At 57.5% G+C, this 25,900-nt stretch carries 24 protein-coding genes; 11 read left to right on the top strand and 13 right to left on the bottom strand.

The features are described from left to right. Positions 1-255 precede the first annotated feature (255 nt). From typA to fabY, 5 genes are all read left to right on the top strand, one after another. Positions 256-2,079, top strand: coding sequence for a ribosome-dependent GTPase TypA (typA, locus tag ACTJJA_RS22450; protein ID WP_010436831.1), 1,824 nt, complete (start codon positions 256-258; stop codon positions 2,077-2,079). 132 nt (positions 2,080-2,211) lie between these two features. Next, positions 2,212-2,811 carry a glucose-1-phosphatase gene (yihX, locus tag ACTJJA_RS22445; protein ID WP_440669244.1) on the top strand — a complete coding sequence of 200 codons (600 nt, stop codon included), beginning with the start codon at positions 2,212-2,214 and terminating at the stop codon, positions 2,809-2,811. Then, complete coding sequence (locus ACTJJA_RS22440; protein ID WP_010436837.1) at positions 2,805-3,686, top strand: virulence factor BrkB family protein; 882 nt, start codon at positions 2,805-2,807, stop codon at positions 3,684-3,686. Before yihX ends, ACTJJA_RS22440 begins: the two co-directional genes overlap by 7 nt. Then, a complete protein-coding gene (gene dtd / locus ACTJJA_RS22435) occupies positions 3,683-4,120 on the top strand; it encodes a D-aminoacyl-tRNA deacylase (RefSeq protein WP_440669243.1) in 438 nt (145 codons plus the stop codon). Before ACTJJA_RS22440 ends, dtd begins: the two co-directional genes overlap by 4 nt. 44 nt (positions 4,121-4,164) lie before the next feature. After that, the gene (fabY, locus tag ACTJJA_RS22430; protein ID WP_010436842.1) at positions 4,165-5,106 is read left to right on the top strand and encodes a fatty acid biosynthesis protein FabY; all 942 of its coding nucleotides are present in this window, start codon (positions 4,165-4,167) and stop codon (positions 5,104-5,106) included. Between the two features lie 12 nt (positions 5,107-5,118). Here the strand turns inward: fabY and ACTJJA_RS22425 are convergent, their stop codons facing one another. From ACTJJA_RS22425 to fdnG, 5 genes are all read right to left on the bottom strand, one after another. After that, positions 5,119-6,036, bottom strand: a complete 918-nt coding sequence (locus tag ACTJJA_RS22425; RefSeq protein ID WP_440669242.1) for an alpha/beta hydrolase — start codon at positions 6,034-6,036, stop codon at positions 5,119-5,121. 315 nt (positions 6,037-6,351) lie between these two features. After that, positions 6,352-7,281: a formate dehydrogenase accessory protein FdhE gene (fdhE, locus tag ACTJJA_RS22420; RefSeq protein ID WP_010436850.1), complete on the bottom strand. Its 930-nt coding sequence runs from the start codon at positions 7,279-7,281 to the stop codon at positions 6,352-6,354. Next, positions 7,278-7,913 carry a formate dehydrogenase cytochrome b556 subunit gene (gene fdoI, locus ACTJJA_RS22415; protein ID WP_010436852.1) on the bottom strand — a complete coding sequence of 212 codons (636 nt, stop codon included), beginning with the start codon at positions 7,911-7,913 and terminating at the stop codon, positions 7,278-7,280. Before fdoI ends, fdhE begins: the two co-directional genes overlap by 4 nt. Continuing rightward, positions 7,910-8,812, bottom strand: coding sequence for a formate dehydrogenase subunit beta (gene fdxH / locus ACTJJA_RS22410; protein WP_010436855.1), 903 nt, complete (start codon positions 8,810-8,812; stop codon positions 7,910-7,912). The genes fdoI and fdxH overlap by 4 nt, the downstream gene beginning before the upstream one ends. Positions 8,813-8,824: 12 nt before the next feature. Continuing rightward, positions 8,825-11,875 (bottom strand): formate dehydrogenase-N subunit alpha, encoded by a 3,051-nt coding sequence (fdnG, locus tag ACTJJA_RS22405; protein WP_148400120.1) that lies wholly within the window; start codon positions 11,873-11,875, stop codon positions 8,825-8,827. Between the two features lie 373 nt (positions 11,876-12,248). On the opposite strand from fdnG, the gene fdhD reads away from it, so the two are divergent. Together fdhD and ACTJJA_RS22395 are read left to right on the top strand one after the other, a co-directional pair. Next, entirely contained in the window at positions 12,249-13,085 is an 837-nt protein-coding gene (fdhD, locus tag ACTJJA_RS22400) for a formate dehydrogenase accessory sulfurtransferase FdhD (RefSeq protein WP_440669241.1), read from the top strand. Positions 13,086-13,199: 114 nt separating this feature from the next. Next, entirely contained in the window at positions 13,200-13,412 is a 213-nt protein-coding gene (locus ACTJJA_RS22395; RefSeq protein WP_047360318.1) for a DUF1471 domain-containing protein, read from the top strand. A 40-nt stretch (positions 13,413-13,452) separates the two neighbouring features. Here the strand turns inward: ACTJJA_RS22395 and ACTJJA_RS22390 are convergent, their stop codons facing one another. Continuing rightward, positions 13,453-13,776 (bottom strand): AzlD domain-containing protein, encoded by a 324-nt coding sequence (locus ACTJJA_RS22390; RefSeq protein ID WP_217480729.1) that lies wholly within the window; start codon positions 13,774-13,776, stop codon positions 13,453-13,455. After that, positions 13,776-14,435, bottom strand: coding sequence for an AzlC family ABC transporter permease (locus tag ACTJJA_RS22385; protein ID WP_010436869.1), 660 nt, complete (start codon positions 14,433-14,435; stop codon positions 13,776-13,778). The genes ACTJJA_RS22390 and ACTJJA_RS22385 overlap by 1 nt, the downstream gene beginning before the upstream one ends. A gap of 104 nt (positions 14,436-14,539) precedes the next feature. On the opposite strand from ACTJJA_RS22385, the gene ACTJJA_RS22380 reads away from it, so the two are divergent. From ACTJJA_RS22380 to ACTJJA_RS22365, 4 genes are all read left to right on the top strand, one after another. Further along, a complete protein-coding gene (locus ACTJJA_RS22380; RefSeq protein WP_010436871.1) occupies positions 14,540-15,088 on the top strand; it encodes a helix-turn-helix domain-containing protein in 549 nt (182 codons plus the stop codon). Positions 15,089-15,105: 17 nt separating this feature from the next. Further along, complete coding sequence (locus ACTJJA_RS22375; RefSeq protein ID WP_440669240.1) at positions 15,106-16,101, top strand: LacI family DNA-binding transcriptional regulator; 996 nt, start codon at positions 15,106-15,108, stop codon at positions 16,099-16,101. Between the two features lie 104 nt (positions 16,102-16,205). Beyond that, on the top strand, positions 16,206-18,329 hold the full coding sequence (locus tag ACTJJA_RS22370; RefSeq protein WP_440669239.1) for an alpha-galactosidase: 2,124 nt from the start codon (positions 16,206-16,208) through the stop codon (positions 18,327-18,329). Between the two features lie 44 nt (positions 18,330-18,373). Then, positions 18,374-19,651: an MFS transporter gene (locus ACTJJA_RS22365; RefSeq protein WP_042716414.1), complete on the top strand. Its 1,278-nt coding sequence runs from the start codon at positions 18,374-18,376 to the stop codon at positions 19,649-19,651. Here ACTJJA_RS22365 and rhaM read toward each other — a convergent pair. The 6 genes from rhaM to rhaS form a co-directional block, all read right to left on the bottom strand. Next, positions 19,639-19,953 (bottom strand): L-rhamnose mutarotase, encoded by a 315-nt coding sequence (rhaM, locus tag ACTJJA_RS22360; protein WP_126546066.1) that lies wholly within the window; start codon positions 19,951-19,953, stop codon positions 19,639-19,641. The two genes, ACTJJA_RS22365 and rhaM, sit on opposite strands and share 13 nt — an antisense overlap. Further along, the gene (gene fucO, locus ACTJJA_RS22355; protein ID WP_440669238.1) at positions 19,950-21,098 is read right to left on the bottom strand and encodes a lactaldehyde reductase; all 1,149 of its coding nucleotides are present in this window, start codon (positions 21,096-21,098) and stop codon (positions 19,950-19,952) included. Before fucO ends, rhaM begins: the two co-directional genes overlap by 4 nt. A gap of 137 nt (positions 21,099-21,235) precedes the next feature. After that, positions 21,236-22,240 (bottom strand): ABC transporter permease, encoded by a 1,005-nt coding sequence (locus tag ACTJJA_RS22350; protein WP_440669237.1) that lies wholly within the window; start codon positions 22,238-22,240, stop codon positions 21,236-21,238. Next, positions 22,237-23,241 carry an ABC transporter permease gene (locus ACTJJA_RS22345; protein ID WP_440669236.1) on the bottom strand — a complete coding sequence of 335 codons (1,005 nt, stop codon included), beginning with the start codon at positions 23,239-23,241 and terminating at the stop codon, positions 22,237-22,239. The genes ACTJJA_RS22350 and ACTJJA_RS22345 overlap by 4 nt, the downstream gene beginning before the upstream one ends. Next, positions 23,241-24,743: a sugar ABC transporter ATP-binding protein gene (locus tag ACTJJA_RS22340; protein ID WP_120159764.1), complete on the bottom strand. Its 1,503-nt coding sequence runs from the start codon at positions 24,741-24,743 to the stop codon at positions 23,241-23,243. The genes ACTJJA_RS22345 and ACTJJA_RS22340 overlap by 1 nt, the downstream gene beginning before the upstream one ends. A gap of 99 nt (positions 24,744-24,842) precedes the next feature. Then, complete coding sequence (rhaS, locus tag ACTJJA_RS22335) at positions 24,843-25,829, bottom strand: rhamnose ABC transporter substrate-binding protein (protein ID WP_440669235.1); 987 nt, start codon at positions 25,827-25,829, stop codon at positions 24,843-24,845. Positions 25,830-25,900 lie beyond the last annotated feature (71 nt).

Below are 25,900 nucleotides of genomic sequence, written 5' to 3'. Positions count from 1 at the left end.
AAGGCGTTATCATGCGCACCATAGTGCAAAAGGGCTGCACCACAATGGATTTGTTGCACCAGTATAGTGCTTCAATGTGAACATTGAGCACCATATTGGTGCAATTTACGTTAAAGTGCCCTTTTACCGCTCCGTGAAAGCGATCACAAAGCATCTCTGCAATACTTGTTTGCGGGGGATGTTTGTGATCCTGTTTTGTAGTGCGATTAATCCGTGTACAATAACGCGCTATTTCTAAATGCCTGAGGCAAAGTTGTGATCGAAAAATTGCGTAACATCGCCATCATCGCGCACGTCGACCATGGTAAAACTACCCTGGTTGATAAGCTGCTGCAGCAGTCCGGTACATTTGATGCTCGTGCCGAAACTCAAGAACGCGTGATGGACTCCAACGATTTGGAGAAAGAGCGTGGGATTACCATCCTCGCCAAAAACACCGCTATCAAATGGAATGACTACCGTATCAACATCGTTGATACCCCAGGGCACGCCGACTTCGGTGGTGAAGTTGAACGTGTAATGTCCATGGTAGACTCCGTTCTGCTGGTCGTTGACGCAATGGATGGCCCAATGCCCCAGACGCGCTTCGTGACCAAAAAAGCGTTTGCTCATGGTCTGAAGCCAATTGTTGTTATCAACAAAGTTGACCGTCCTGGCGCGCGTCCTGACTGGGTTGTTGATCAGGTCTTCGACCTGTTCGTTAACCTCGACGCGACCGACGAGCAGCTGGACTTCCCTATCGTTTACGCTTCTGCGCTGAACGGTATTGCAGGTCTGGACCACGAAGACATGGCTGAAGACATGACCCCGCTGTACCAGGCGATTGTTGACCGTGTTCCTGCACCAAACGTTGATCTCGACGGCACCCTGCAGATGCAGATCTCTCAGCTCGACTACAACAACTACGTTGGCGTAATCGGCATTGGTCGTATCAAGCGCGGTAAAGTTAAGCCTAACCAGCAGGTCACTATCATCGATAGCGAAGGCAAAACCCGTAACGGTAAAGTGGGTAAAGTACTGACTCACCTGGGTCTTGAGCGTATCGAGAGCGACATCGCTGAAGCGGGCGACATCATCGCCATCACCGGTCTGGGTGAACTGAACATCTCCGACACCATTTGCGATCCGCAGAAAGTCGAAGCGCTGCCAGCCCTGTCCGTTGATGAACCAACCGTATCCATGTTCTTCAACGTCAACACCTCTCCATTCTGTGGTAAAGAAGGTAAGTTCGTTACCTCTCGTCAGATCCTTGACCGCCTGAACAAAGAGCTGGTGCACAACGTTGCGCTGCGCGTTGAAGAAACGCCAGACGCTGATGCATTCCGCGTTTCCGGTCGTGGTGAGCTGCACCTGTCAGTTCTGATCGAAAACATGCGTCGTGAAGGTTTCGAGATGGCGGTTTCCCGTCCGAAAGTTATCTTCCGCGAAATCGACGGCCGTAAACAAGAGCCGTTCGAAAACGTCACGCTGGACGTTGAAGAGCAGCATCAGGGTTCTGTGATGCAGGCTCTGGGTGAGCGTAAAGGCGACCTGAAAAACATGAATCCAGATGGCAAAGGCCGCGTACGTCTCGACTACGTGATCCCAAGCCGTGGCCTGATCGGCTTCCGTTCAGAGTTCATGACCATGACTTCTGGTACGGGTCTGCTGTACTCCACCTTCAGCCACTATGACGATGTTCGTCCGGGCGAAGTAGGCCAGCGTAACAACGGCGTTCTGATCTCCAACGGTCAGGGTAAAGCGGTTGCGTTCGCACTGTTCAGCCTGCAGGACCGCGGTAAGCTGTTCCTGGGCCACGGCGCAGAAGTTTACGAAGGCCAGATCATCGGTATTCACAGTCGTTCTAACGACCTGACTGTAAACTGCCTGACCGGTAAGAAACTGACCAACATGCGTGCGTCCGGTACTGACGAAGCAACGGTTCTGGTTCCACCGATCAAGATGACCCTGGAGCAAGCTCTGGAATTCATCGATGACGACGAACTGGTAGAAGTGACTCCACAGTCAATTCGTATCCGTAAACGTCACCTGACCGAGAACGATCGTAAACGTGCAATGCGCGGTGCGAAAGAAGAGTAATACACTCCTCTTTAAGTCTCTAAAACCCCGTCCTTGTGGCGGGGTTTTTCTTTTTCTGCGTTGTGTCCCTCTCCATAGCCAAACCTTATCTTTCCCGCTACAGTTACTTTTCCACGGCGAAAGGAGATAAACATGCTTTATATCTTTGACTTAGGAAATGTAATCGTCGATATCGATTTTAATCGGGTGCTGGGCGCATGGAGCGATTTTAGCCGTGTTCCCCTGGCGACGTTAAAACAGAATTTCGCGATGGGTGAGACCTTCCACCAGCACGAACGCGGTGAAATCAGCGATGAAGAATTCGCAGAGCGTATCTGCCATGAAATGGATCTGCCGTTAAGCTATGAGCAGTTTTCCCATGGCTGGCAGGCCGTCTTTGTCGCGATCCGCCCGGAAGTGACCGACATCATGCATAAACTGCGCGAGCAGGGGCATCGCGTGGTGGTGCTGTCGAATACCAATCGCCTGCATACCACGTTTTGGCCGGATGAATATCCGGAGATCCACGCGGCAGCAGATAAAATTTATCTCTCCCAGGAGATGGGCATGCGCAAGCCTGAAGCGCGTATTTATCAGGCGGTTCTGCAGGAAGAAGGATTCTCCGCGGCTGATGCGGTCTTTTTCGACGACAACGCCGATAATATAGAGGGAGCTAACCAGTTAGGTATAACGTCAATTCTGGTGACCGGAAAAGAGACGATACCGAACTATTTTGCGAAGCAGTTATGCTAAAAACCGTTCATCAAAAAGCCACGCACCATACCCGGCCGCTTCGGGCATGGCTGAAGCTGCTCTGGCACCGCATTGATGAGGACAACATGACAACACTGGCGGGGAATCTCGCCTATGTGTCGTTGCTCTCATTGGTGCCGCTGGTGGCGGTCATCTTTGCCCTGTTTTCCGCGTTTCCGATGTTTGCAGATGTCAGCCTGCAGCTTCGTCATTTTGTTTTTGCAAACTTTATTCCGGCCACCGGCGACGTCATACAGAACTATATTGAGCAGTTTGTCGCCAACTCCAGCAAGATGACGGCGGTGGGGGCCTGCGGCCTCATCGTCACGGCGCTGCTTTTGATGTATTCCATCGACAGTGCCCTCAACACCATCTGGCGAAGTAAAAAAATCCGTCCTAAGGTTTACTCCTTTGCCGTGTACTGGATGATTTTGACCCTCGGTCCGCTGCTGGCGGGGGCGAGCCTGGCGATCAGCTCCTATCTTCTTTCTCTGCGCTGGGCGAGTGACTTAAACAGCGTGATTGATAACGTTCTGCGCATCTTCCCGCTCATTTTATCGTGGCTCTCGTTCTGGCTGCTTTACAGCGTAGTACCGACGACGCGCGTACCTAACCGTGATGCCATCGTTGGGGCGCTGGTCGCAGCCGTGCTCTTCGAGCTGGGCAAGAAAGGTTTTGCGCTTTACATCACCATGTTCCCGTCTTATCAGCTCATTTACGGCGTACTGGCGGTGATCCCCATTTTGTTTGTCTGGGTCTACTGGACCTGGTGTATCGTCTTGCTTGGTGCCGAAATAACTGTCACTCTCGGAATATACCGCGAACTTAAAAAAGCAGCAGAAGCTGAAAAACAACAAGAAGCAGACCAACCATGATTGCATTGATACAGCGCGTAACCCGTGCCAGCGTCACCGTGGAGGCTGAGGTGACGGGTGAAATCGGCCCAGGACTTTTAGTGTTGTTAGGTGTCGAAAAGGATGATGACGAACAAAAAGCCAACCGCCTGTGCGAGCGCGTGCTGGGCTACCGCATCTTTAGCGATGCGGAAGGCAAGATGAACCTCAACGTCCAGCAGGCGGGTGGAAGCGTGCTGGTGGTCTCCCAGTTCACGTTGGCCGCAGATACCGAACGTGGCATGCGGCCTGGTTTTTCTAAAGGTGCTGCGCCAGAACGCGCAGAAGCCCTTTACGAGTACTTTGTTGAGCGCTGCCGTCAGCAGGAAATGAATACGCAAACCGGACGATTCGCTGCAGATATGCAGGTATCGCTGGTGAACGATGGCCCCGTCACATTCTGGCTCCAGGTATGAGCCAACTGGCGGCGTGGCCGCGGGTAACCAGAGAGAGTACAGCTATGTATCACCTTCGAGTACCGCAAACGGAAGAAGAGTTAGAGGTCTACTACCATTTCCGCTGGGAAATGCTGCGCAAACCCTTACATCAACCCAAAGGGTCTGAACGCGACGCCTGGGATGCGATGGCGCACCATCAAATGGTGGTGGATGAAGAGGGTAACCTCGTCGCCGTTGGGCGACTGTATATCAATGCCGACAATGAAGCCTCTATTCGCTTTATGGCGGTTCACCCGTCCGTGCAGGATAAAGGGCTCGGTACCCTGATGGCGATGACGCTGGAGTCCGTCGCCCGTCAGGAAGGCGTTAAGCGCGTCACCTGTAGCGCCCGTGAAGACGCCGTCGAGTTCTTTGCCAAACTCGGTTTTGTTAACCAGGGCGAAATTACTGCCCCGCAGACCACGCCGATTCGCCACTTTTTGATGATCAAACCCATCGCCACGCTGGATGACATTCTGCATCGTGCAGACTGGTGCGGTCAGCTGCAGCAGGCGTGGTATGAGCACATTCCGCTCAGTGAAAAAATGGGCGTGCGCATTCAGCAGTACACAGGGCAGAAATTCATTACCACCATGCCGGAGATCGGCAACCAAAATCCGCACCACACCCTTTTTGCAGGCAGTCTCTTCTCGCTGGCGACCCTTACCGGCTGGGGGCTCATCTGGCTAATGCTGCGCGAGCGTCATCTGGGCGGCACCATTATTCTTGCTGATGCACATATTCGCTACAGCGCCCCCATCAGCGGCAAGCCAAGCGCGGTGGCCGATCTCGGTGCACTGGGTGGCGATCTTGACCGTCTGGCGCGAGGCCGCAAAGCGCGCGTACAGATGCAGGTTGAGCTGTTTGGCGATGAAACGGCTGGCGCGGTGTTTGAAGGAACGTATATCGTCCTCCCGGCGAAGCCCTACGGCGCGTATGAAGAGGGCGGGAACGAGGAGGAGTAGCCTCTCCCCGTTTTATCGCCGGGCGGCACTGATCCGCCAGGCGATATCCCGTATAACGTCTCGCGCTGACTGGCTAATTCCACCAAGCTGGAAAAAACCATGAATTACCCCCAGCCATCGCTGAGCGGTACACGTCACCCCTTGCTCCGTGAGGCGTTGAAGCAGCGCCTCTCCCTCATCGCATAACGGGTCGTATTCAGCGGTAACGATATGGACAGCCGGCAGGCCGCTGAAGTCTTCCCGCCACAGTGGGCTAACTTCAGGATGCTGAAGGTCGGCTCCAGCCAGATATATTTCATAGCCGCTCAGCAGGGTATCGCGAGTAATCACGTAATCCATGCCGTTGAGGGTATAGCTTTCAAAACTGGCCGTGGCGTCGAGCATGGGATAGATAAGAATAAGCTGCGCAGGTTGCCACAGCCCTTTAACCTTAAGTCGCAACGCCGTTACCAGCGCCAGATGACCTCCTGCGCTGTCACCACAGAGGGTGAGCCGGTTCTTATCCACGCCTAATTCGTCTGCATACTGCCAGACCAGATTCGCACCTCTTTCAGCATCGTCATGTGCGGCGGGGAAGGTATGCTCCGGCGCCAGCCTGTACTGAATCGCAATCACCCGGCAATTGCCGTAGCAGGCTAACTGACGGAGCTGGTTGTCATGGGTATCAAAGCCGCCGCTGATAAAACATCCGCCGTGGTAGTAGATGGCAGCAGGCAATATTTCAGGCGCATTGAGAGGTGAAAATACCCGAATGGTATGACCCTCAAGAACAAGCGTCTCCACCTGAACGCGCATTTCGGTCTCACCGGCAAGCTCCGTGCTGGCAATATAGCCTGCTCGTCGTACCTCAATTGTCTGGCGACGCGATGAGGGGCGACCTGCAGCGATAAATCCTTGAACCAGCCGTTCAATACCCTTTTCCAGTGCCATGAAAACACCCCTAAACTGTATGGATGTACAGTTTTATAGCCTGGTTTGATTCAAAAGAAAACAAGAATATTATTGAGGGGAAAAGTCTTGAAAGCTGCTCGCAAAGGCGAGAGCTTTTTTATTATCTGCTTTCGTCACAGACATAAAGTGCGGATGTTGCCTGAGATTTGCCGTGGAAGCGATGCTAAAGCGATAACGCGTCTTTAGACGGATCCTGGACTACGGGCTGAAGAGCATCTGGCATATAAGACGGCAGATATTGCTGTCGAGGTGTAGGCCGGGCAAGCTTGCGCCGCCCGGCACTCTCACAGGAGATTACTCCCCTTCACCCGGGAACAGGAACGGGTTAATCGAGCTGCGGGCAAAGCCCTCCTGCTCCATCTTCGCGTCCAGAATCAGCGAGGCGAGATCGTCAGCGACCGCTTCAACTTTCGGGTCTTTTTCCTGATACAGAATCTTCAGGTAGGTTCCGCAGTCGCCGCAGCTTTCCGCTTTCACCGCCGCTTCTTCGTTTTCCAGTGACCAGTAGTTCAGATCGCGGGTCTGCTCGCAGTTGCTGCACTTGATGCGCACCACGTGCCACTCGGTTTCACACAGGTTGCAGTGCAGGTAGCGCAGCCCCTGAGTGGTACCGATTTGCACCATACTGGAGACCGGCATTGAGCCGCAGACCGGGCAGAACTGACGCGCTTCACCGTATTCGGCGCGGGCTTTGCCCGGGATCAGGCTTGCCATTTGCGCCCAGTAGAGCGACAGCGCGGCCCAGATAAACGGCGCTTTATCGCTGCTGACCAGAGAGAAGTCAGAGGCAAACAGCGCGCTCGCCATCTCTTCCAGCTCCAGGTCAGAGGCTTTTTCCAGATTCTCGATAACCGCCAGCGCGGTACCGCTCATCTCCGGCTTCAGCTCGGCAATCAGCGAATGCAGCAGCTTTTGCCAGTGCTTGTCGCGCGGCAGGACGTGAATGTCCAGCGGCGGCTTGCCCTGCGCGTTGGCTTCTTTGATGCGCGCGGTCAGGTCCATTTGCAGCGGGTGGTCGTACAGCACCACTTCCTGCGCGTGGGCAACCAGCGCAGCAAAGCGCAGAAAATCGCCCAGCGGGTTATTCTCTGCCAGCTCGCGCAGACGCTCTGCGCGGCGGTTGTAGAGGTTCTTGAGTCTGGGGAATAACAACGGCGGAATATAATCCGCCGTGCGTTTCTCGCTCGACCCCAGCTCATCTTGCGGGATTATGCGAATACTCATTCAGATGACTTTTCCTGTTTCTGGCGGACCTCACGGTACCAGCGCGGGTGATGTTTCTTCGCCCACGTACTGGTTACCCATCCTTCCACCATCGCGGTAATGGTGCCTTTCACCCAAAGGGCGGCGTAGATATGCACCATGATAACCACAATTAACGCCACTGCGGCAAATGAATGCAGCATCAGCGCGAATCGGATCACCGGGATTGAGAAAGCAGGCGCAAAGTACGGACGCCAGATGATCACGCCGCTCACCAGCAACAGGACCAGGAAGATAATCGCCGCCCAGAATACGCATTTCTGGCCGAAGTTATAACGCCCGGTATCACCTACTTCCTCGTTGACGACGATCTTACGAATATTCTTCGCCCAAAAGATATCATCCCGATTGATTAGGTTATGGTGCCAGTAGCGGAAAAACATGATGATAAACGAGGCAAACATCACCACACCCACAAACGGGTGAAGGATGCGCGCCAGCTGCGGCGTGCCCAGTACCTGCATCAGCCAGTTGAAGGACGGGAAGAAGAACCCCAGCCCGCTTATCGCCGCCAGCATGAAGCAGAAGGCGGTGACCCAGTGGTTGATGCGTTCCGGCGCGGTGTAGCGCACGATGGTGTCACGTTTTCTCATTTGCGCACCTCGTCTTTCTCTTCATGCAGGTTGTCGTCTTCCTCTTCCGCGCGGTTCGGACCAACGCCGACGTAGTGGAAGATGCTCGCTGCGAAGGTGGCAGCAAAACCTACCGCTGCCAGCGGTTTCCAGATGCCTTTCCAGAACTTCACGGTAGCGCTGATTTCCGGGTTCTCCGGCAGGCCGTGATACAGGTTTGGCTTGTCGGCGTGGTGCAGTACGTACATCACGTGCGTACCGCCTACCCCGGCCGGATCGTACAGGCCCGCGTTGTCGTAACCACGGGTTTTCAGCTCGCCCACGCGCTCTGCCGCCAGCGTTTTCATATCCTCTTTGGAGCCAAAGTGGATAGCGCCGGTTGGGCAGGTCTTCACGCACGCGGGCTCCTGGCCGACGGTGACGCGGTCAACGCACAGCGTGCATTTGTAGACGCGGTTGTCTTCCGGGTTCAGGCGCGGTACGTCGAACGGACAGCCCGCGATGCAGTAGCCGCAGCCAATGCACTGCTCGGACTGGAAGTCGACGATACCGTTGGCATACTGAATGATAGCCCCTTCTGACGGACACGCCTTCAGGCAGCCCGGATCCGCACAGTGCATACAGCCGTCTTTGCGGATAAGCCATTCCAGTTTGTCGTTCTGCTCCACTTCGGAGAAACGCATCACCGTCCAGGACTTTGCGGTCAGGTCCGCCGGGTTGTCGTACACCCCGACGTTGTGACCCACTTCGTCACGGAGATCGTTCCACTCTGAACAGGCCACCTGACAGGCTTTACAGCCGATACAGGTGGTCACGTCGATGAGCTTCGCCACTTCCTGCTGGTGGTCCCGCGCCTGAGGCGCGGGCGTGAAACTGTTTGTCGCGGAACGACGGATAATGTCTTGAGATTGATAAGCCATAAGTCGTCTCCGTTACACCTTTTCCACGTTCACGAGGAAGGCCTTAAACTCCGGCGTCTGCGTGTTCGCATCGCCGACGAACGGCGTCAGGGTATTCGCAATGAACCCTTTCTTCGCCACGCCCTCATAGCCCCAGTGGATCGGAATGCCGATGGTATCTACCTGCTGACCGTGAACGTTCAGCGTGCGAATACGCTTGGTCACCACCGCCTTGGCTTTGATATAGCCGCGGTTAGAGGAGACCTTCACGGTATCGCCATGGGCGATGCCGAGCTTGCCAGCCAGCTTCTCGCCGATCTCCACAAACTGTTCCGGCTGCGCGATGGCGTTAAGCAGCGCGTGCTTGGTCCAGTAATGGAAGTGCTCGGTCAGACGGTAGGTGGTGCCCACGTACGGGAACTTGTCTTTTTTACCCAGCGCGTCGAAATCGCCCTTAAAGATACGGGCTGCCGGGTTAGAGACCACGTTCGGGTGCAGCGGGTTAGTACCCAGCGGCGTTTCAAACGGCTCGTAGTGCTCCGGGAACGGCCCTTCCGCCATTTTATCGATGGCAAACAGGCGTCCCATCCCTTCTGGCTGCATGATAAACGGCCCAACGTCGCTGCCCGGTGCGGCAGTGCTGTAGTCCGGAATATCCACGCCGCCCCATTTCGCGCCGTCCCACTTCAGAAGCTGACGCTTCGGATCCCACGGGTTACCCTGCGGGTCAGCGGATGCGCGGTTATAGAGGATGCGGCGGTTGAGCGGCCACGCCCATGCCCAGCCCAGCGTATTGCCGAGGCCCGACGGGTCGGCGTTATCGCGGTTGGCCATCTGGTTGCCTTTCGGCGTCCAGCTACCGGCAAAGATCCAGCAGCCGCTGGAGGTTGTGCCGTCATCGCGCAGGTGTGCGAAGGTGCTGAGCTGATCGCCTTTCTTCGCCAGCACGGTACCGGTGGCCGGGTCGATAACGTCCGCCAGCGCCTTACCGTTGCTCTCCATCGCCACTTCTTCTGGCGCAGGGTTTTCCGGCGTCGAGTAGTTCCAGCTCATGTTCAGCACCGGTTCCGGGTTCGCGCCGCCTTCTGCCGCATACATCTTACGCAGGCGTAAGAAGATACCGGCCAGGATCTCGCCGTCGTTCATGGCGATGCCCGGGGCGTCCGCGCCTTTCCAGTGCCACTGCAGCCAGCGTCCGGAGTTAACGATAGAACCGTTCTCTTCCGCGAAGCAGGTCGATGGCAGACGGAACACTTCGGTCTGAATCTTCGATGGATCGACGTCGTTCGATTCACCGTGGTTCTGCCAGAAGGTCGAGGTCTCGGTATTGAGCGGGTCAATCGTCACCAGGAACTTCAGCTTTGACAGAGACTCAACAACCTTGTTCTTGTTCGGGAACGAGGCAACCGGGTTAAAGCCCTGGCACAGATAGCCGTTCACTTTGCCCTGGTGCATCATCTCGAAATACTGCAGAACGTCGTAGCCTTTGTCCCACTTCGGCAGCCAGTCAAAGCCCCAGCTGTTTTCAGCCGTCGCTTTGTCGCCGAAGAAGGCTTTCATCATTGAGACGAAGAACTTCGGATAGTTGCCCCAGTAGTTTACCTGGCCTTCGAGCAGCGGTTTAGGCGTGCTGGCCGTCAGGTAGGTTTGCAGGTCGGTCTGTTTCTCGCTTGGCAGGTTCATGTAACCCGGCAGGCTTTGAGACAGCAGGCCGAGGTCGGTCAGACCCTGAATGTTGGAGTGACCGCGCAGGGCGTTCACGCCGCCGCCTGCCATCCCCATGTTGCCGAGCAGGAGCTGAACCATCGCCATGGTACGGATGTTCTGCGCGCCGATGGAGTGCTGCGTCCAGCCGAGGGCGTACAGGAACGATGCGGTTTTGTCTTTCGCGCTGGTTTCGGCGATAAGCTCGCACACCTTCAGGAAGTCCGCCTTCGGCGTACCGCAGATGTTTTCGACAACCTCCGGCGTGTAGCGGGAAACGTGCTCTTTCAGCAGGTTCCACACGCAGCGCGGGTGTTGCAGGGTGGTGTCGCGCTTCGCAAAGCCTTTCTCATCCAGCTCGTAGTTCCAGCTGGTTTTGTCGTATTTGCGTTTTTCTGCGTCGTAACCGCTGAACAGGCCATCTTCGAAGTGGTAATCCTCACGCACGATCAGGCTGGCGTTGGTATAGGCTTCGGTGTATTCGCGGTTATATTTTTCGTTGGTCATCAGGTACAGCAATACGCCTGACAGGAAAGTGATGTCAGTACCTGAACGAATAGGGGTGTAGAAATCCGCCACTGACGCAGTACGCGTAAAGCGGGGATCGATCACAATCAGTTTCGCACCGTTGTGGATTTTGGCTTCCATCGCCCAGCGGAACCCGACAGGGTGCGCTTCAGCGGCGTTACCGCCCATCACCACAATGAGGTTGGCGTTCTTGATGTCGACCCAGTGGTTGGTCATCGCACCGCGACCAAATGTTGGAGCAAGACTTGCTACCGTTGGTCCGTGTCAGACACGCGCCTGGTTGTCGACCGCGAGCATACCGAGTGCGCGCGTAAATTTCTGGGTTAAATAACCGGTTTCGTTGCTGGAAGCAGAGGCACACAGCATCCCGGTGGAGAGCCAGCGGTTGACCGTGACGCCGTCGGCGTTCTTCTCAACAAAGTTGGCATCGCGGTCTTCTTTAATATGTTTTGCGATGCGGTCGAACGCCTCTTCCCAGCTGATTTGCTGCCATTTGTCGGAGCCAGGCGCGCGGTATTCTGGGAATTTGAGGCGGCTTTCGGAGTGGATAAAGTCCACCAGGCCGGCCCCTTTGGGGCACAATGCGCCGCGGTTGACCGGATGATCCGGGTCGCCTTCGATATGGAAAATAGACGCTTTGGCGTTTTTAGCACCGTCGCCGAGGCTATACATCAACAGCCCGCAACCGACAGAGCAGTACGTACAGGTATTACGGGTTTCACGGGTGCGCAGCAGTTTATACTGCCGCGTTTCCGCCAGCGCTACGCCGGGCGCAAAGCCCAGTGCCGCTGCCGTGGTGCCTGCCATACCGCCAGCGCAGATCTTAAAGAACTGCCTTCTGCTGACCTGCATGGGTCACTCCTTGTTTCGACATTGCTTACATATGTAGTTTTAACTTCGCGGTTGAGAATTGACCGCAAAGGAGAAAAATTTGCGTTAATCCCTCAATTCCACGAGGGATATCATCAGAATACCACAATGTCGGTACGACTGTTCCAATGGCGTTAAAACAAAGTGAACGTATTATCACCCTGTTGACTATAAAGTGTGATATCAATCACATTATTAACCCCGCATGTTAAAGGGGTGTAGCAAGCGTTTTGTTGCACCTCTCACAAGTGAGTAGGTAAACTTGATGCTGAAAAGTTGATCCATACTATGCGTAAGCCCTGTTGTTTGTGATGCAATAGCAGGCTCACCTCCGTGGTTGTTCAGGAATACCGTCGTGTCTAAACAAAACCGTGCTACCCACCCGTCGCCACTGCCTGCGGGCGTTGTGGAACGGGTGGTACACAGACCGCCCCACATTACCCATGCCACGCCCGATTTTCTGGCGGAAGAGGTGCCCGTTGCGCTCGTTTACAACGGTATCTCGCACGTGGTGATGATGGCTTCGCCGAAAGATCTTGAGCTGTTCGCCATCGGTTTTTCCCTCTCGGAAGGCATCATCGACCATCCGCAGGAGATCTACGGCATGGACGTGGTGAAGGCGTGTAACGGGCTTGAAGTGCAAATCGAGCTTTCCAGCCGCCGCTTTATGGGGTTAAAAGAGCGTCGACGCGCGCTGGCCGGACGCACCGGCTGCGGCGTGTGTGGTGTTGAGCAGCTCAACGATATCGGCAAGCCCGTTACGCCACTGCCGTTTACCCAGACGTTTAACCTCGCCAACCTCGATAAGGCACTGGAACACCTCAACGATGTACAGCCCATCGGTCAGCTGAGCGGCTGTACGCACGCGGCGGCGTGGGTTCTGCCATCGGGCGACATTATCGGCGGTCACGAAGACGTGGGCCGCCACGTGGCGCTGGATAAGTTGCTCGGTCGCCGCGCGCGTGAAAATGACGTCTGGCAGCGGGGGGCTGCGCTCGTTTCCAGCCGCGCCAGCTACGAGATGGTGCAGAAAGCCGCCATGTGCGGCGTGGAAATTCTGTTTGCGGTCTCAGCGGCAACGACGCTGGCGGTGGAAGTGGCAGAGCGCTGTAACCTGACGCTGGTGGGGTTCTGCAAGCCTGGAAGGGCGACGATTTACACGCACTCACAGCGACTGATTGTTAATCAGTAATTTTGAAAGAGAATGGCAAATCCTTCCGCTTTTAGTTGTTCGCGATGAGGTCTAGTATTTATCTCATCAAGGCACGGTGCCTTACCTAAACAACTTAATGAAAGGGTTTATCTTATGAAAAGCATCAAAACTTTTGTCGCTGTAATCGCTCTGGCTGCTTCTTTCGGTTCTTTCGCTGCGCAGACAGTAACCGCTTCCGCCTCTACGCTGGACGGTGCAGAAGCAAAAATTGCTGCACAGGCTCAGGAAGCAGGTGCATCATCGTACAAAATTACCCAGGCATTCACCGGTAACCGCGTACACATGACCGCTGAACTGACCAAATAAGCGTGTCACACCGTCGAAAGAGCGCCCCCGGGGCGCTTTTTTAGTTTATGCCCGCCAGACGCAGCAGCGCCGTCACCACCGCCGCCGCAACGATCACCACAATTAACGGCATCTTCCTCCAGGCCAAAAACACCGCAAACGCCACGCCCAGCACCCGCGCCATCCCCGCGAAATGTTCGCCTTCATAAAATGTGGTCGCCAGCGCCACCGAAAACAGCAAGACCGTTGCCGCATCTGACAGCAGCGCCTGTGAACGCTCTGACAATGCCAGCCTGCTGCCCAGCTTCGCCCCGCCGAGGCGCATCAGATAGGTTCCTGCAGACAAAATGGCAATACCGAGAATGAAGACCGTCATGTTTCCCATTATTTTTTCCTCGCGGCAAGGCCCAGTAAGGAGAGCAGCACCGGCAGGCCCACCGGGGCAAACGGCACGGCGGCCAGCGACAATACGGCACCGCTGCAGGCGCGGATTAGCGTGGTGCGGTTTTTAAACGCAGGCACCACTAACGCCAGCAAAATGGCGGGAAATACCGCATCCAGCCCAATGGTTTCCGGGTCTGGCAACAGTTTGCCGACCATGGCACCCAGCAGTGCGCCCAGTGGCCAGATGATTGCCACGCCCAAACCGCACAGCCAGTAGGCCGCTTTACGCTGTTCTGGGGTTTTCTGCGACAGGCCGAACACTACGCTTTCATCGTTCATGATGTGGCAGCCCAAAAAGCTCAGGCCGCGCTTGCCTACCAGTTCACGCACCGTCACGCCAAACGGCACGTGGCGGGCGTTCACCAGTAATCCGGCTGCCGCTGCGGCCAGCGGGTTCCCACCGCTCGCCACGATGCCGATAAACATAAATTCCGATGCGCCCGCCAGCACGGTAAGGGAGAGCACAAACGGCACCCACAGCGGGAAACCGTAGGCCATCGCCAGCGAGCCGTAGGACATCCCGACCACGCCCACCGCGAGGCAAACCAGGATGATTGCTTTGATCGTGTCGCCTTTCAGGCAGGAGAGATGATGCTTCATACAATTTTAGCCATATCGAACGTGTATCCATTATAATGAACGCAACAGAACCGTTTTTCAAGACGAACGATTCGTTCGATTTATAGAACAAAAAGGGCCGTTTTATGACGCAGCCAATCAGCGTGATCGCCAAAAGCCTGGTGCGAGAACGCCTGCGAACCGGGCTTTCACTGGCGGAAATTGCCCGTCGTGCCGGGATCGCCAAATCCACGCTTTCCCAACTGGAGTCCGGTAACGGTAACCCGAGCCTGGAGACGCTGTGGTCGCTTTGTGTGGCGCTGGATATCCCTTTCGCCCGCCTGCTGGAACCACAGCAGACGACAACACAGGTCATCCGCCGTGGAGAGGGAACGAAGGTCGTTGCCGGGCAGGCTAACTACGAAGCTATTTTGCTGGCGGCGTGTCCGCCGGGCGCGCGGCGCGACATCTATCTGCTGCTCACCCAGCCGGGCGCAGACCGTATATCCCAGCCGCATCCGCCGGGGTCCGTTGAACATATTATTGTGACGCAGGGGCGCGCGTTAGTCGGCCTGATCGACGCAGCGGAAGAACTCGGCCCGGGGGATTACATCTGTTATCCCGCCGATCTGCCGCATATCTTTAAGGCGCTGGAGCCGGATACGCACGCGCTGCTGGTGGCAGAACAGAACTAACAGAGATACGGAAACTCATGTCGCTTAAAGCCATTGCCAAAGAACTGGGGCTGTCAGTCACTACCGTCAGCCGCGCCCTCAACGGATATGACGACGTCTCCGCCGAGACGCGCGCCCGCGTGGAAGCAGAGGCTCAGCGCCGTGGCTACCGACCTAACACCTTCGCCCGCCGCCTCAAGATGGGCAAAATCGACGCCGTGGGGCTGGTGTTTCCCGTGCATCCCGTTCCGCTCAATAACAGCGTTTTTATGGACATGGTCGGCGAAATTAGCCACGAACTGGCGCGACATGAGATCGATTTACTGCTGATTGCCGATGATGATTTGGCCGATAAGCACAGCTACATGCGCATGGTGCAGAGCCGCCGCGTGGATGCGCTGATCGTAGCGCACACGTTGGACCACGATCCGCGTCTTGAGCAGCTTCAGGCCGCCGGTTTTCCTTTCCTGGCGCTCGGGCGCAGCCACCTCCCGCAGCCGTACGCGTGGTTTGACTTCGACAACTACGCCGGTACGCATCAGGCTACCCGCTGGCTGATCGAGAAAGGCCATCAGCGCATCGCGTTGCTGGGTGAAAGCAATAATCAGGCGTTTATTACCCAGCGTCGTCAGGGCTTTCTCGATGCCCTGCGAGAAGCCGGGCTTTCCAACGAATGGCTGCGCGCCATGCCGCCGTCGCGCCGCGTGGGGTATGCCACCACCAAAGAGCTTCTCGCTCTGCCGCAGCCGCCCACGGCCATCATTACCGACTGCAACACCCACGGCGACGGCGCGGCGATGGCGCTGGCGCAGATGGGGCGCTTATCCGGCGACAACGCCGTCTCGCTGGTGGTCTACGACGGCCTGCCGCAGGACAGCATTGTCGATATCGACGTAGCGTCGGTCATTCAGTCCACCCGTCAGGGCGTCGGAAAACAGATTGCCGATATGGTGCGCCAGCTGATTAACGGCGACAATATCGAGCAGCTTCAGGTGCTCTGGCATCCTGAATTCTCTCCGGGCCAGACGGCCTAAACCCACTAAAATTCCAAACCCGATCACAGATCCGAAACGTTTTGGTTTGTATCCGAAACGTTTCGGATCAACACTCAGTTCATCCCGACGACAGGAGATGTCTGATGCAAGATTCCATTTTTCGACTCGAAAGCAATACGGTAGACGTGGTGGTTAAACCCCACCCGTTCGCCGAAATTCTCTACTGGGGGCCGCACCTTCAGCACTTTTCGCCACACGATGTGCTGAGTATTGCGCGCCCGGTGGCGAACGGCAGGCTGGATGTCGACTCCCCGGTCACGCTGATGGCGGAGCTGGGGCACGGCCTGTTTGGCTCGCCGGGCATTGAGGGGCATCGCCAGGGGCTGGACGGCTCCCCGGTGTTCAAAACCACACAGGTGCAGCAGGAATTAAACACCCTGACGATTACCGCAGAAGATGAACATGCGGGTCTGCGCCTGACCAGCGAGCTGGTGCTGGATGCCAGCGGCGTGCTGGTGGTGCGTCACGGCCTGACCAATCTGAAAGCGCTGCCGTGGCAGGTGGACCGTTTCGCCGTCACGCTGCCGGTGGCCGAGCGCGCGCAGGAGGTGATGGGCTTCCACGGACGCTGGATCAGAGAATTTCAGCCGCACCGCGTCAGGCTTGAACACGACAGCTTCGTGATAGAAAACCGCCGGGGTAAAACCTCCCACGAGCACTTCCCGGCGCTGATTGCCGGTACGTCGTCGTTTAGCGAAATGCAGGGCGATGTCTGGGGCGTGCATCTGGGCTGGAGCGGCAACCACCGCCTGCGCGCGGAAGCGAAAACCGATGGTCGTCGCTACCTGCAGGCCGAAGCGCTCTACCTGCCGGGAGAGATGGCGGTTGAAGAGGGCGACACGCTCTGGACGCCGCGCCTGTATGCCAGCTGCTCCACGCGGGGCCTGAACGGCATGAGCCAGCAGTTCCACCGCTATCTGCGCGACAACGTTATCCGCTTCCCGGAAAACAAACCGCGCCCGGTGCACCTCAATACCTGGGAAGGGATCTACTTCAATCACGACCCCGACTACATCATGCGCATGGCCGACGAGGCCGCGGCGCTTGGGGTGGAACGCTTTATTATCGACGACGGCTGGTTCAAAGGCCGCAACGACGACCATGCCGCGCTGGGCGACTGGTATCTGGACGAGAAAAAATACCCGAACGGCCTGACGCCGGTGATCGACCACGTCAAACGGCTCGGCATGGAGTTTGGCATCTGGGTTGAGCCGGAGATGATCAACCCGAATTCCGATCTGTACCGCGCGCACCCTGACTGGGTGCTGGCGCTGCCGGGCTATGCCCGGGCGACCGGGCGTCATCAGCTGGTGCTCAATCTGAACATCCCGGAAGCCTTTGATTACCTCGTGGAGCGCATGAGCTGGCTGCTGGGCGAGCACGCGGTCGACTACGTGAAGTGGGACATGAACCGCGAGCTGGTGCAGCCGGGACACAAGGGTAAAGCCGCCGCCGACGCGCAGACCCGCCAGTTTTACCGCCTGCTGGACGTGCTGGGCGAGCGCTTTCCGCACATTGAGTTTGAATCCTGCTCGTCGGGCGGCGGGCGTATTGATTACGAAGTGCTGACCCGCAGCCACCGCTTCTGGGCGTCCGACAACAACGACGCGCTGGAGCGCAACACCATCCAGCGCGGCATGAGCTACTTCTTCCCGCCGGAGGTGATGGGCGCGCATATCGGTCATCATAAATGCCACGCGACCTTCCGCCAGCACAGCATCCAGTTTCGCGGGCTGACGGCCCTGTTTGGCCATATGGGCCTGGAGCTGGATCCGCTCACCGTCGATGAAGATGAACGCGAAGGCTATCGGCACTACGCCGCGCTGCACAAGCAGTGGCGCGAGGTGATCCACCATGGTACCCAGTGGCGTATTGATATGCCGGACGCTACCACCCTGGCACAGGGTATTGTGAGCAAAGACAAAGCGCAGGGGCTGTTTATGGTCAGCCAGCTTGCGATGCCGGATTACACCCTGATGATGCCGCTGCGCATGCCGGGGTTAGATGCCAGCGCGCAGTACCGCATCACGCTGCTCGATCACCCGAACATCCAGATTACGGGTGAGGGTGGACACACCATGCGCAAGCTGCCTTCGTGGATGGAAGCGCCGCAAACGGTGGGCGGCGAGTGGCTGATGCAGGCGGGTATTGCGCTGCCGATTCTGGACCCGGAGACCGCCATTTTGATTGGCGTCGAACGCGTGTAAGGTTGAAGGGCCGGGCAGCCGGCCCTCCGTTGAGGATAAAAATAATGAACACAACAACCTGTACCCACAAAGACAACCCTAACTTCTGGATCTTCGGGCTGTTCTTCTTTCTCTACTTCTTCATCATGGCCACCTGCTTTCCGTTCCTGCCGATCTGGCTGTCGGACATCATCGGCCTGAATAAAACCCATACCGGGATTGTCTTCTCCTGCATCTCGCTGTCGGCTATCGCCTTCCAGCCGGTGCTGGGGGTGATTTCGGACAAGCTTGGGCTGAAAAAACACCTGCTGTGGATCATCGCGGTGCTGCTGTTTCTGTTCGCGCCGTTCTTCCTGTACGTCTTCGCGCCGCTGCTGAAAACCAATATCTGGCTGGGCGCGCTAAGCGGCGGGCTGTATATCGGCTTTGTCTTCTCGGCGGGATCGGGGGCAATTGAGGCCTACATTGAGCGCGTGAGCCGCAACAGCTTCTTCGAATACGGCAAGGCGCGCATGTTCGGCTGTCTCGGCTGGGGGCTGTGCGCCTCAACGGGCGGCATTCTTTTTGGCATCGATCCGTCGTACGTTTTCTGGATGGGCTCGGGAGCAGCGCTGTTGCTGATGCTGCTGCTGGTCGTTGCGAAGCCGAAGCCCAACCAGACGGCGCAGGTGATGAACGCCCTGGGCGCCAACCAGCCGCAGATCACTGCCAAAACCGTGTTCAACCTGTTCCGCCAGCGCAGAATGTGGATGTTCATTCTGTACGTGATTGGCGTGGCCTGCGTGTATGACGTTTTCGACCAGCAGTTTGCCACCTTCTTTAAAACCTTCTTCGCCACGCCGCAGGAAGGCACCCGCGCCTTTGGCTTTGCCACCACGGCGGGGGAAATCTGTAACGCCATCATCATGTTCTGCTCGCCGTGGATCATTAACCGCATCGGCGCGAAAAATACGCTGCTGATCGCCGGGGTGATTATGGCGACGCGCATTATCGGCTCGTCGTTTGCCACCACCGCCGTGGAGGTGATTGCCCTCAAGATGCTGCACGCGCTGGAGGTCCCGTTCCTGCTGGTGGGCGCATTCAAATACATTACGGGCGTGTTTGATACGCGGCTTTCGGCCACCATCTACCTGATTGGCTTCCAGTTTGCCAAACAGTCGGCGGCGATTTTTCTCTCCGCCTTTGCCGGGAATATGTATGACCGGATCGGCTTCCAGGAGACGTACCTGATGCTGGGCTGCTTCGTGCTGGCGATTACAGTGGTGTCGGCGTTTACGCTGAGTGGCAGGCGGGAGATTGCTGCCGCCTCGGGGGCAGCAGCGTTAACACATCAGTCCAGGTAAAACACCTCTTCCAGCTCCGTACTCACCGGGCTGTTATCCGGGTTCGACGGCATGACGTCACCCATATGCTTCCACCAGCGCTGGCAGACGTCGGTATTCGCTACCGCGTTCCAGCGCTCCTCCGATTCAATCTCCACGGTTGCAAACAGCAGGTTGCGGGCTTTGTCGAGATAGATGGCGTAGTGGTGCGCGCCGTGGGCTTTCAGCACCGCTTCCAGCTCGGGCCAGATAGGGTTGTGGCGACGCGCGTACTCCTCGTGCGCGTCCGGGTTTACCTGCATCACAAAGGCTTTGCGGATCATAGTGCCTCCAGGTACAGCTCGCGGACCTCATCGCGGCTGGCGGTGCGCGGGTTGCACGGCGCGCACGGGTCGGCGAGGGCTTTATCCAGCCAGCCTTCGATGTCCGCTTTGGTCACGCCGAGCTTGCTGAAGCCGGACGGAATGCCGACGCGAGCGCTCAGGTCGCGAATCGCCTGAATGGCCGACATGCTGGCGGCTTCGTCGCTCATCCCCTGCGTATCGACGCCCATCGCCTGCGCCACGCGGGCGAAACGTGCGACCGCGTGCGGACGGTTAAAGTTTTCGATGATCGGCAGCAGGATGGCGTTGCACACGCCGTGCGGCAGGTTGTGCGTCGCGCCCGGCTGGTGCGCCAAAGCATGCACAAGGCCAAGGCCCGCACTGTTAAACGCCATGCCCGCCAGATACTGACCAAACGCCATCTGCTCACGCGCTTCAAGGTGATGACCGTCCTCGACCGCTTTCGGCAGCCACAGGTTGATCAGGCGAATCGCTTCCAGCGCGTTGGCATCAGTGAGCGGGTGCGCGCCGACGGACACGTAGGCTTCGATGGCGTGGGTTAGCGCATCCATGCCGGTCGCAGCGGTCACGGAGGCGGGAATATCGAGCATCACGCTGGCATCGTCCACGGCGATATCCGGGATGATGTTCGGATCGATGATCACCTCTTTCACCTGCCGCGCGGAGTCGATGATCACCGCGTTGCTGGTCATCTCCGCCGCCGTGCCTGCGGTGGTGTTGATCGCCACCAGCGGCACGCCCGCGTTTTTCACTTTGCCGACGCCGGAGTAATCGGTTGACGGACCGGGATTGGCGGTGAGGATTTTGATCGCCTTGGCGGTATCAATCGGGCTGCCGCCGCCGAAGGCAATCACGTAATCACACTCCGCGTCCTGATATGCCGCATAGCCTTTCTGCACCAGCGCCTCCGTCGGGTTGGGGAACACCTCATCGAACAGGTGATACGACATCTGATGGGCGTCCAGCGCGTTAAACAGGCTGTCGAGCAGGCCGAGTTTTACCAGCTGACCGTCGGTGACAACCAGCGCTTTTCCCCACTGCTTGCACGCCACCAGGTTGACCATATCGCCGATTGCGCCCGCGCCGTGCAGGCTGATTTTTGGAAGCGCCAACATAAAGCTCATGATAATTCTCCTTAATATGATTTTGAGGTAATCCGTTTCCCCCTCACCCCGGCCCTCTCCCCATAGGGGAGAGGGTGAAAGGCCGCACCGAGAAGTCCCCTCTCCCCTATGGGGAGAGGGTTAGGGTGAGGGGCAATTTAATTCCGTCTTCGCTGCATCACCCGGCGGGTAATAATCGGCAGCGAAATCACCACGATCAGCATCGCGCCGATGATCACCGACATCACGATGCCGGGCACGTTGAGCAGGCTCAGGCCAAAGGTCACCAGTCCCATCAGGAAGGCGGCGATAATCACGCCCACCATGCTGCCGGACCCGCCGAGAATATTGACGCCGCCGAGCACCGCCATCGTCACCACTGCCAGCTCCCAGCCCATCGCAATCGTCGGGCGAGTGCTGCCCAGGCGCGAGGTGAGCAGCACCGACGCCAGGCCGGACATTAGCCCCACCAGCGCGAACAAGATCAGGTTGTGGCGCTTAACGTTGATGCCGGAATACCACGCGCCGGTCGGGTTATTGCCGATGGCGTAGGTGCGGCGGCCAAAGTTGGTACGGTGCAGCACAAAGGCAAACACCGCGGCCAGCACGATAAACAGCGCGAACTCAAACGACAGCGCGCCCCAGACGTAGCCCTGGCCGAACCAGGCGAAGCTCTCCGGGTAGCTGTTCAGCGCCTTATCGCCGAGCAGGATGTAGGTGATCCCGCGGTACAGGCTCATGGTGCCGATGGTGATAACGATGGACGACAGGTTGAAGCGCGTCACCAGAATGCCGTTGAACAGTCCGCACAGCAGCCCCACGCCCAGCCCGACGCAGACCAGCAGCGGCGTATCCACGCCCGCCGCCGCGCAGAAGCCCATCACCGTGGAGCTAAGCGCAATGGTGGATGCCACCGACAGGTCAATTTCCCGGGCGATAATCAGCATCGCCATCGGCAACACGATGATCGCTTTTTCGGTGAAGTTGAACGTCGCGTCGGAGAGATTCCAGACGTTGAGGAAGTAGGGTGAGGCCAGCGCGTTCACCACGAACACCGCCAGCGTCACCGCCAGCAGGAAGCCTTCCCAGCACAGCAGGCGCTGGAAAATGCCCGACACAGCAGGCACGTTTTTGATCTCTTCAGAGGCCATCATTTTGCTCATGATTTCACCGCCAGTTTCTGACGTGCCAGCGCCGCGTCGCGCAGAATCAGCCGTCCTTTACGCCTGTTGCTGCGTTCGTTCAGCAGCACCGCAATGACGATCACCGTGCCGGAAATTGCCATTTGCCAGAACGGGGAGACGCCAATCACCGGCAGGGCGTTGTTTATCACGCCGAGGAACAGCGCGCCGAACAGGCAGCCGAGTACGCGCCCGGTGCCGCCCATGGTGCTGATGCCGCCAATCACGCAGGCGGCGACCACCTGCAACTCAAAGCCGTTCGCCACGTCGACATAGGCCACGGCGAAACGGGAAATCCACAGATACCCGCAGAACCCGGCCAACAGCCCGGAGAGGCAGAAGCTGACAAACTGCATTTTCCCGGCGTTGATCCCGGTGTAGTACGCCGCCGTAGCGTTGCCGCCCGCGGTATACAGCGCCCGTCCTGTACGGCTGTAGCGCAGGAAGTAACCCACCAGCAGCAGCGCGGCGACGGCGCACCAGCTCAGCACCGGCAGGCCCAGCACGGAGGCGCGCGGCAGGCTGAGGAAGTCCGCGCCCATCTGGTTGGCGTTCACCCAGCCGCCGCCGGAGAGCAAAAAGATAATCCCGCGGTAGATGCTCATGGTGCCGAGCGTTACCACAATCGCCGGAATGCCCAGCTTCCAGACCAGCAGGCCGTTAATCGCGCCCATCAGCAGCCCGAGCGCGCTGGCGAGGATCAGCAGTGCCCAGACCGGCACGTCCGGGTAATGGAGGTTAATCAGGGCGACAATCATCCCGGTCAGCGCCAGATTGGCCGCCATCGACAGGTCTATACCTTTGGTGAGCAGCACCATCATCTGCCCGAGCGCGAGGACGATCAGAATGGAAGTGTCGTTAAACATCTCAACCAGGTTATCCGGTGTGATAAACGACGGCACGCGGCTGCCGATGGCGATGACCATCAGCACAATCACCGTGCCCAGCAGGGCTTCGCGGTGTTTTAACAGCGAGTTAAGCATTATGCCGCCTCCTGTTTTGCACCGCTGGCGGCGCTGACGATGGTTTCCGCCGTCGCGTCACCCGCCCGGTATTCGGCCACCATCAGCCCTTCGTGCATCACGATAATGCGGTCCGCCATGCCCATCACTTCCGGCAGTTCGGAGGAGACCATAATCACCGCCAGCCCCTGGCCGACCAGCTCGGACATAAATTGATGAACGGCTGCCTTTGAGCCGATATCGATGCCTTTTGTCGGCTCATCGAGGATGATCACGTCAGGATGCGTTGCCAGCCACTTACCGATAACCACCTTTTGCTGGTTGCCGCCGGAGAGGGTATCCACCGCCTGTTTCCAGCTAAAGGCTTTCACCTGCAGGCGTTTGGCGTATTCATCCGCCAGCCGCCATTCGCGGTCGTCGTGCAGCACGCCGTTCGGGTTGAGCTTGCCAAGCTGCGGCAGGCTGATGTTCTGGGCAATCGACAGTTCGATAATCGCGCCCTGCTTCTGCCGCTCTTCCGGCACGCAGACGATACCGGCTTTGATCGCATCCGCAGGCTGGCGGAAGCGCCGGGCCTGACCGTTAAGAATAATTTCGCCAGACGATGGCCGCGTGACGCCGGAAAGCGCTTGCATCAGCTCGGTACGCCCGGCACCCACCAGCCCATAGAAGCCGAGGATTTCCCCTTTACGCAGGGAGAAAGAGATATTGGCGAACTCGGTCGGGTGGCAGAGATTTTTTACCTCCAGCACCGTCTCGCCTTTTTCGCACGCCACCTTCGGAAAGGTCTGGGTGATGGCGCGCCCGACCATCATCGATACCATCCGCTCTTCGGTTATCGCACTCATCGCGCCTTCTCCGACGAACACGCCGTCGCGCAAAATGGTGTAGTGATCTGCAAGTTCGAAGATTTCGTCGAACTTGTGGGAGATAAACAGGATGGCCTTGCCCTCCTGCTTCAGACGTTCAACGATTTGGTAAAACTCGAGGATTTCGTGCTGCGACAGCGCCGCTGTAGGTTCATCAAGAATAACCACCTGCGCCTCAAACGACAGCGCGCGGGCGATGGCGACCATGTGGCGCTGGGCGATGCTCAGGGTTTTCAGCGTCGCGCGCGGGTCGATTTGCACTTCAAGGCGGGTGAGGATCGCCTGCGCCCGGCGGTGCATCTCCGGCCAGTCGAGCGTTTTCAGAAAGCCTTTGTAGAGGTACTGCCCGACAAAGATATTTTCGGTGACCGAGAGCTCATCGAACAGGACAGTTTCCTGATGAATAGCGGTGATGCCGATCTTATGCGCCGAGTCCGGCGTCGGGAGGTGAACGGGGATCGCCTTGTAGAGGATTTCGCCCTCGTCGGGCTGGTAAATGCCGGTCATCACTTTAACCAGCGTCGACTTGCCCGCGCCGTTTTCGCCGATAAGCGCCGTCACTTTGCCGGGCCAGAGCGCAAGCTGCACGTTCTCAAGGGCACGCACGCCGGGGAACACCTTGGTGATGCCAGAAAGCTGTAGCAATGGGGTCATGATAGTTCTCCTGGTCAGGGGAATTTGTAGGGCGGGTAAGCGGCAGCGCCACCCGCCTTTTGCCGGATGGCGCTACGCTTATCCGGCCTACAAATCGCATCAAAAGATCTTCGAGAACTTATCAATATTGCTGGCATCGTAGACGAACGGCTCGGCCATCGCTCCGTTGCCGTCGGCATCCAGCTTCACTTTGCCCAGCTTGCCCATGCTGGCCTCGCCCTTCGTGGCGGTGCCTTTCACCAGATCGTCTGCTAAATAGGTTGCCGCATAGCCCAGGTCAATCGGGTTCCAGATGGCAAAGCTTTTGCTCGCGCCGGATTTCACCGCGCCCGCCATTTCAGACGGCAGGCCTAACCCGGTGACGTACACTTTGCCGATCTTGCCCTGGTCTTTCACCGCCTGCGCCGCAGCGACAATGCCCACGGACGACGGTGAAACGATCACTTTCAAATCAGGGTAGGTTTTCAGAAGGCCGACCGCCTCGCGGTAGCTTTTATCAGAGAGATCGTCCCCGTAGGCCACGGTCACCAGATTGACGGACGGGTACTTCGGCAGCACCTTTTTCATCTCCGCAATCCAGGTGTTCTGGTTTGTTGATGTTGGCGTGGCGCTCAGCACCGCCACGTCGCCTTTTTCCTCGTTCAGCGCCTTCAGCGCGTCGGCGGCGAGCTTGACGTTGGTTTCGCCAATCAGGGCGTTATTGGACGGATTCAGGTGGATCTGACGTCCGGCTTTTGCCACGCCGGAATCCCACGACACAACCTTGATGCCGCGCTGCATCGCTTTTTTCAGTACCGGGACTAAGGCGTCCGGATCGTTCGCGGAAATCGCGATCGCATCCACGCCCTGGGCGATCAGTCCGTTCAGCACCTCGATCTGCGCTTCCGCCGTGGTGGTGGTCGGGCCGGTATAAATCACTTTTACATCGCCTAACTCTTTGGCCGCCTCCTGCGCGCCTACGTTCGCTGCTTCGAAGAATCCATTCCCTAAGGACTTCGCCACCAGGGCGATTTTCACTTCTGCTAAAGCGGAACCGGACAACGCCAGAGCGGCAACGGTGAGGATCAAGCTTGTCTTTATTTTCATTGCTTTTACTCCACTGACTTGAGTTAGTTGTAGGGATTGCAGGTGGTTTTCGCCCCGTCTCGGTGAGCGGG

The sequence above is a fragment of the Enterobacter sp. 22452 genome (assembly GCF_052045065.1).
In the GTDB taxonomy this organism is placed as follows: domain Bacteria; phylum Pseudomonadota; class Gammaproteobacteria; order Enterobacterales; family Enterobacteriaceae; genus Enterobacter; species Enterobacter mori.
This window is presented reverse-complemented; position numbering and strand designations above follow the sequence as displayed.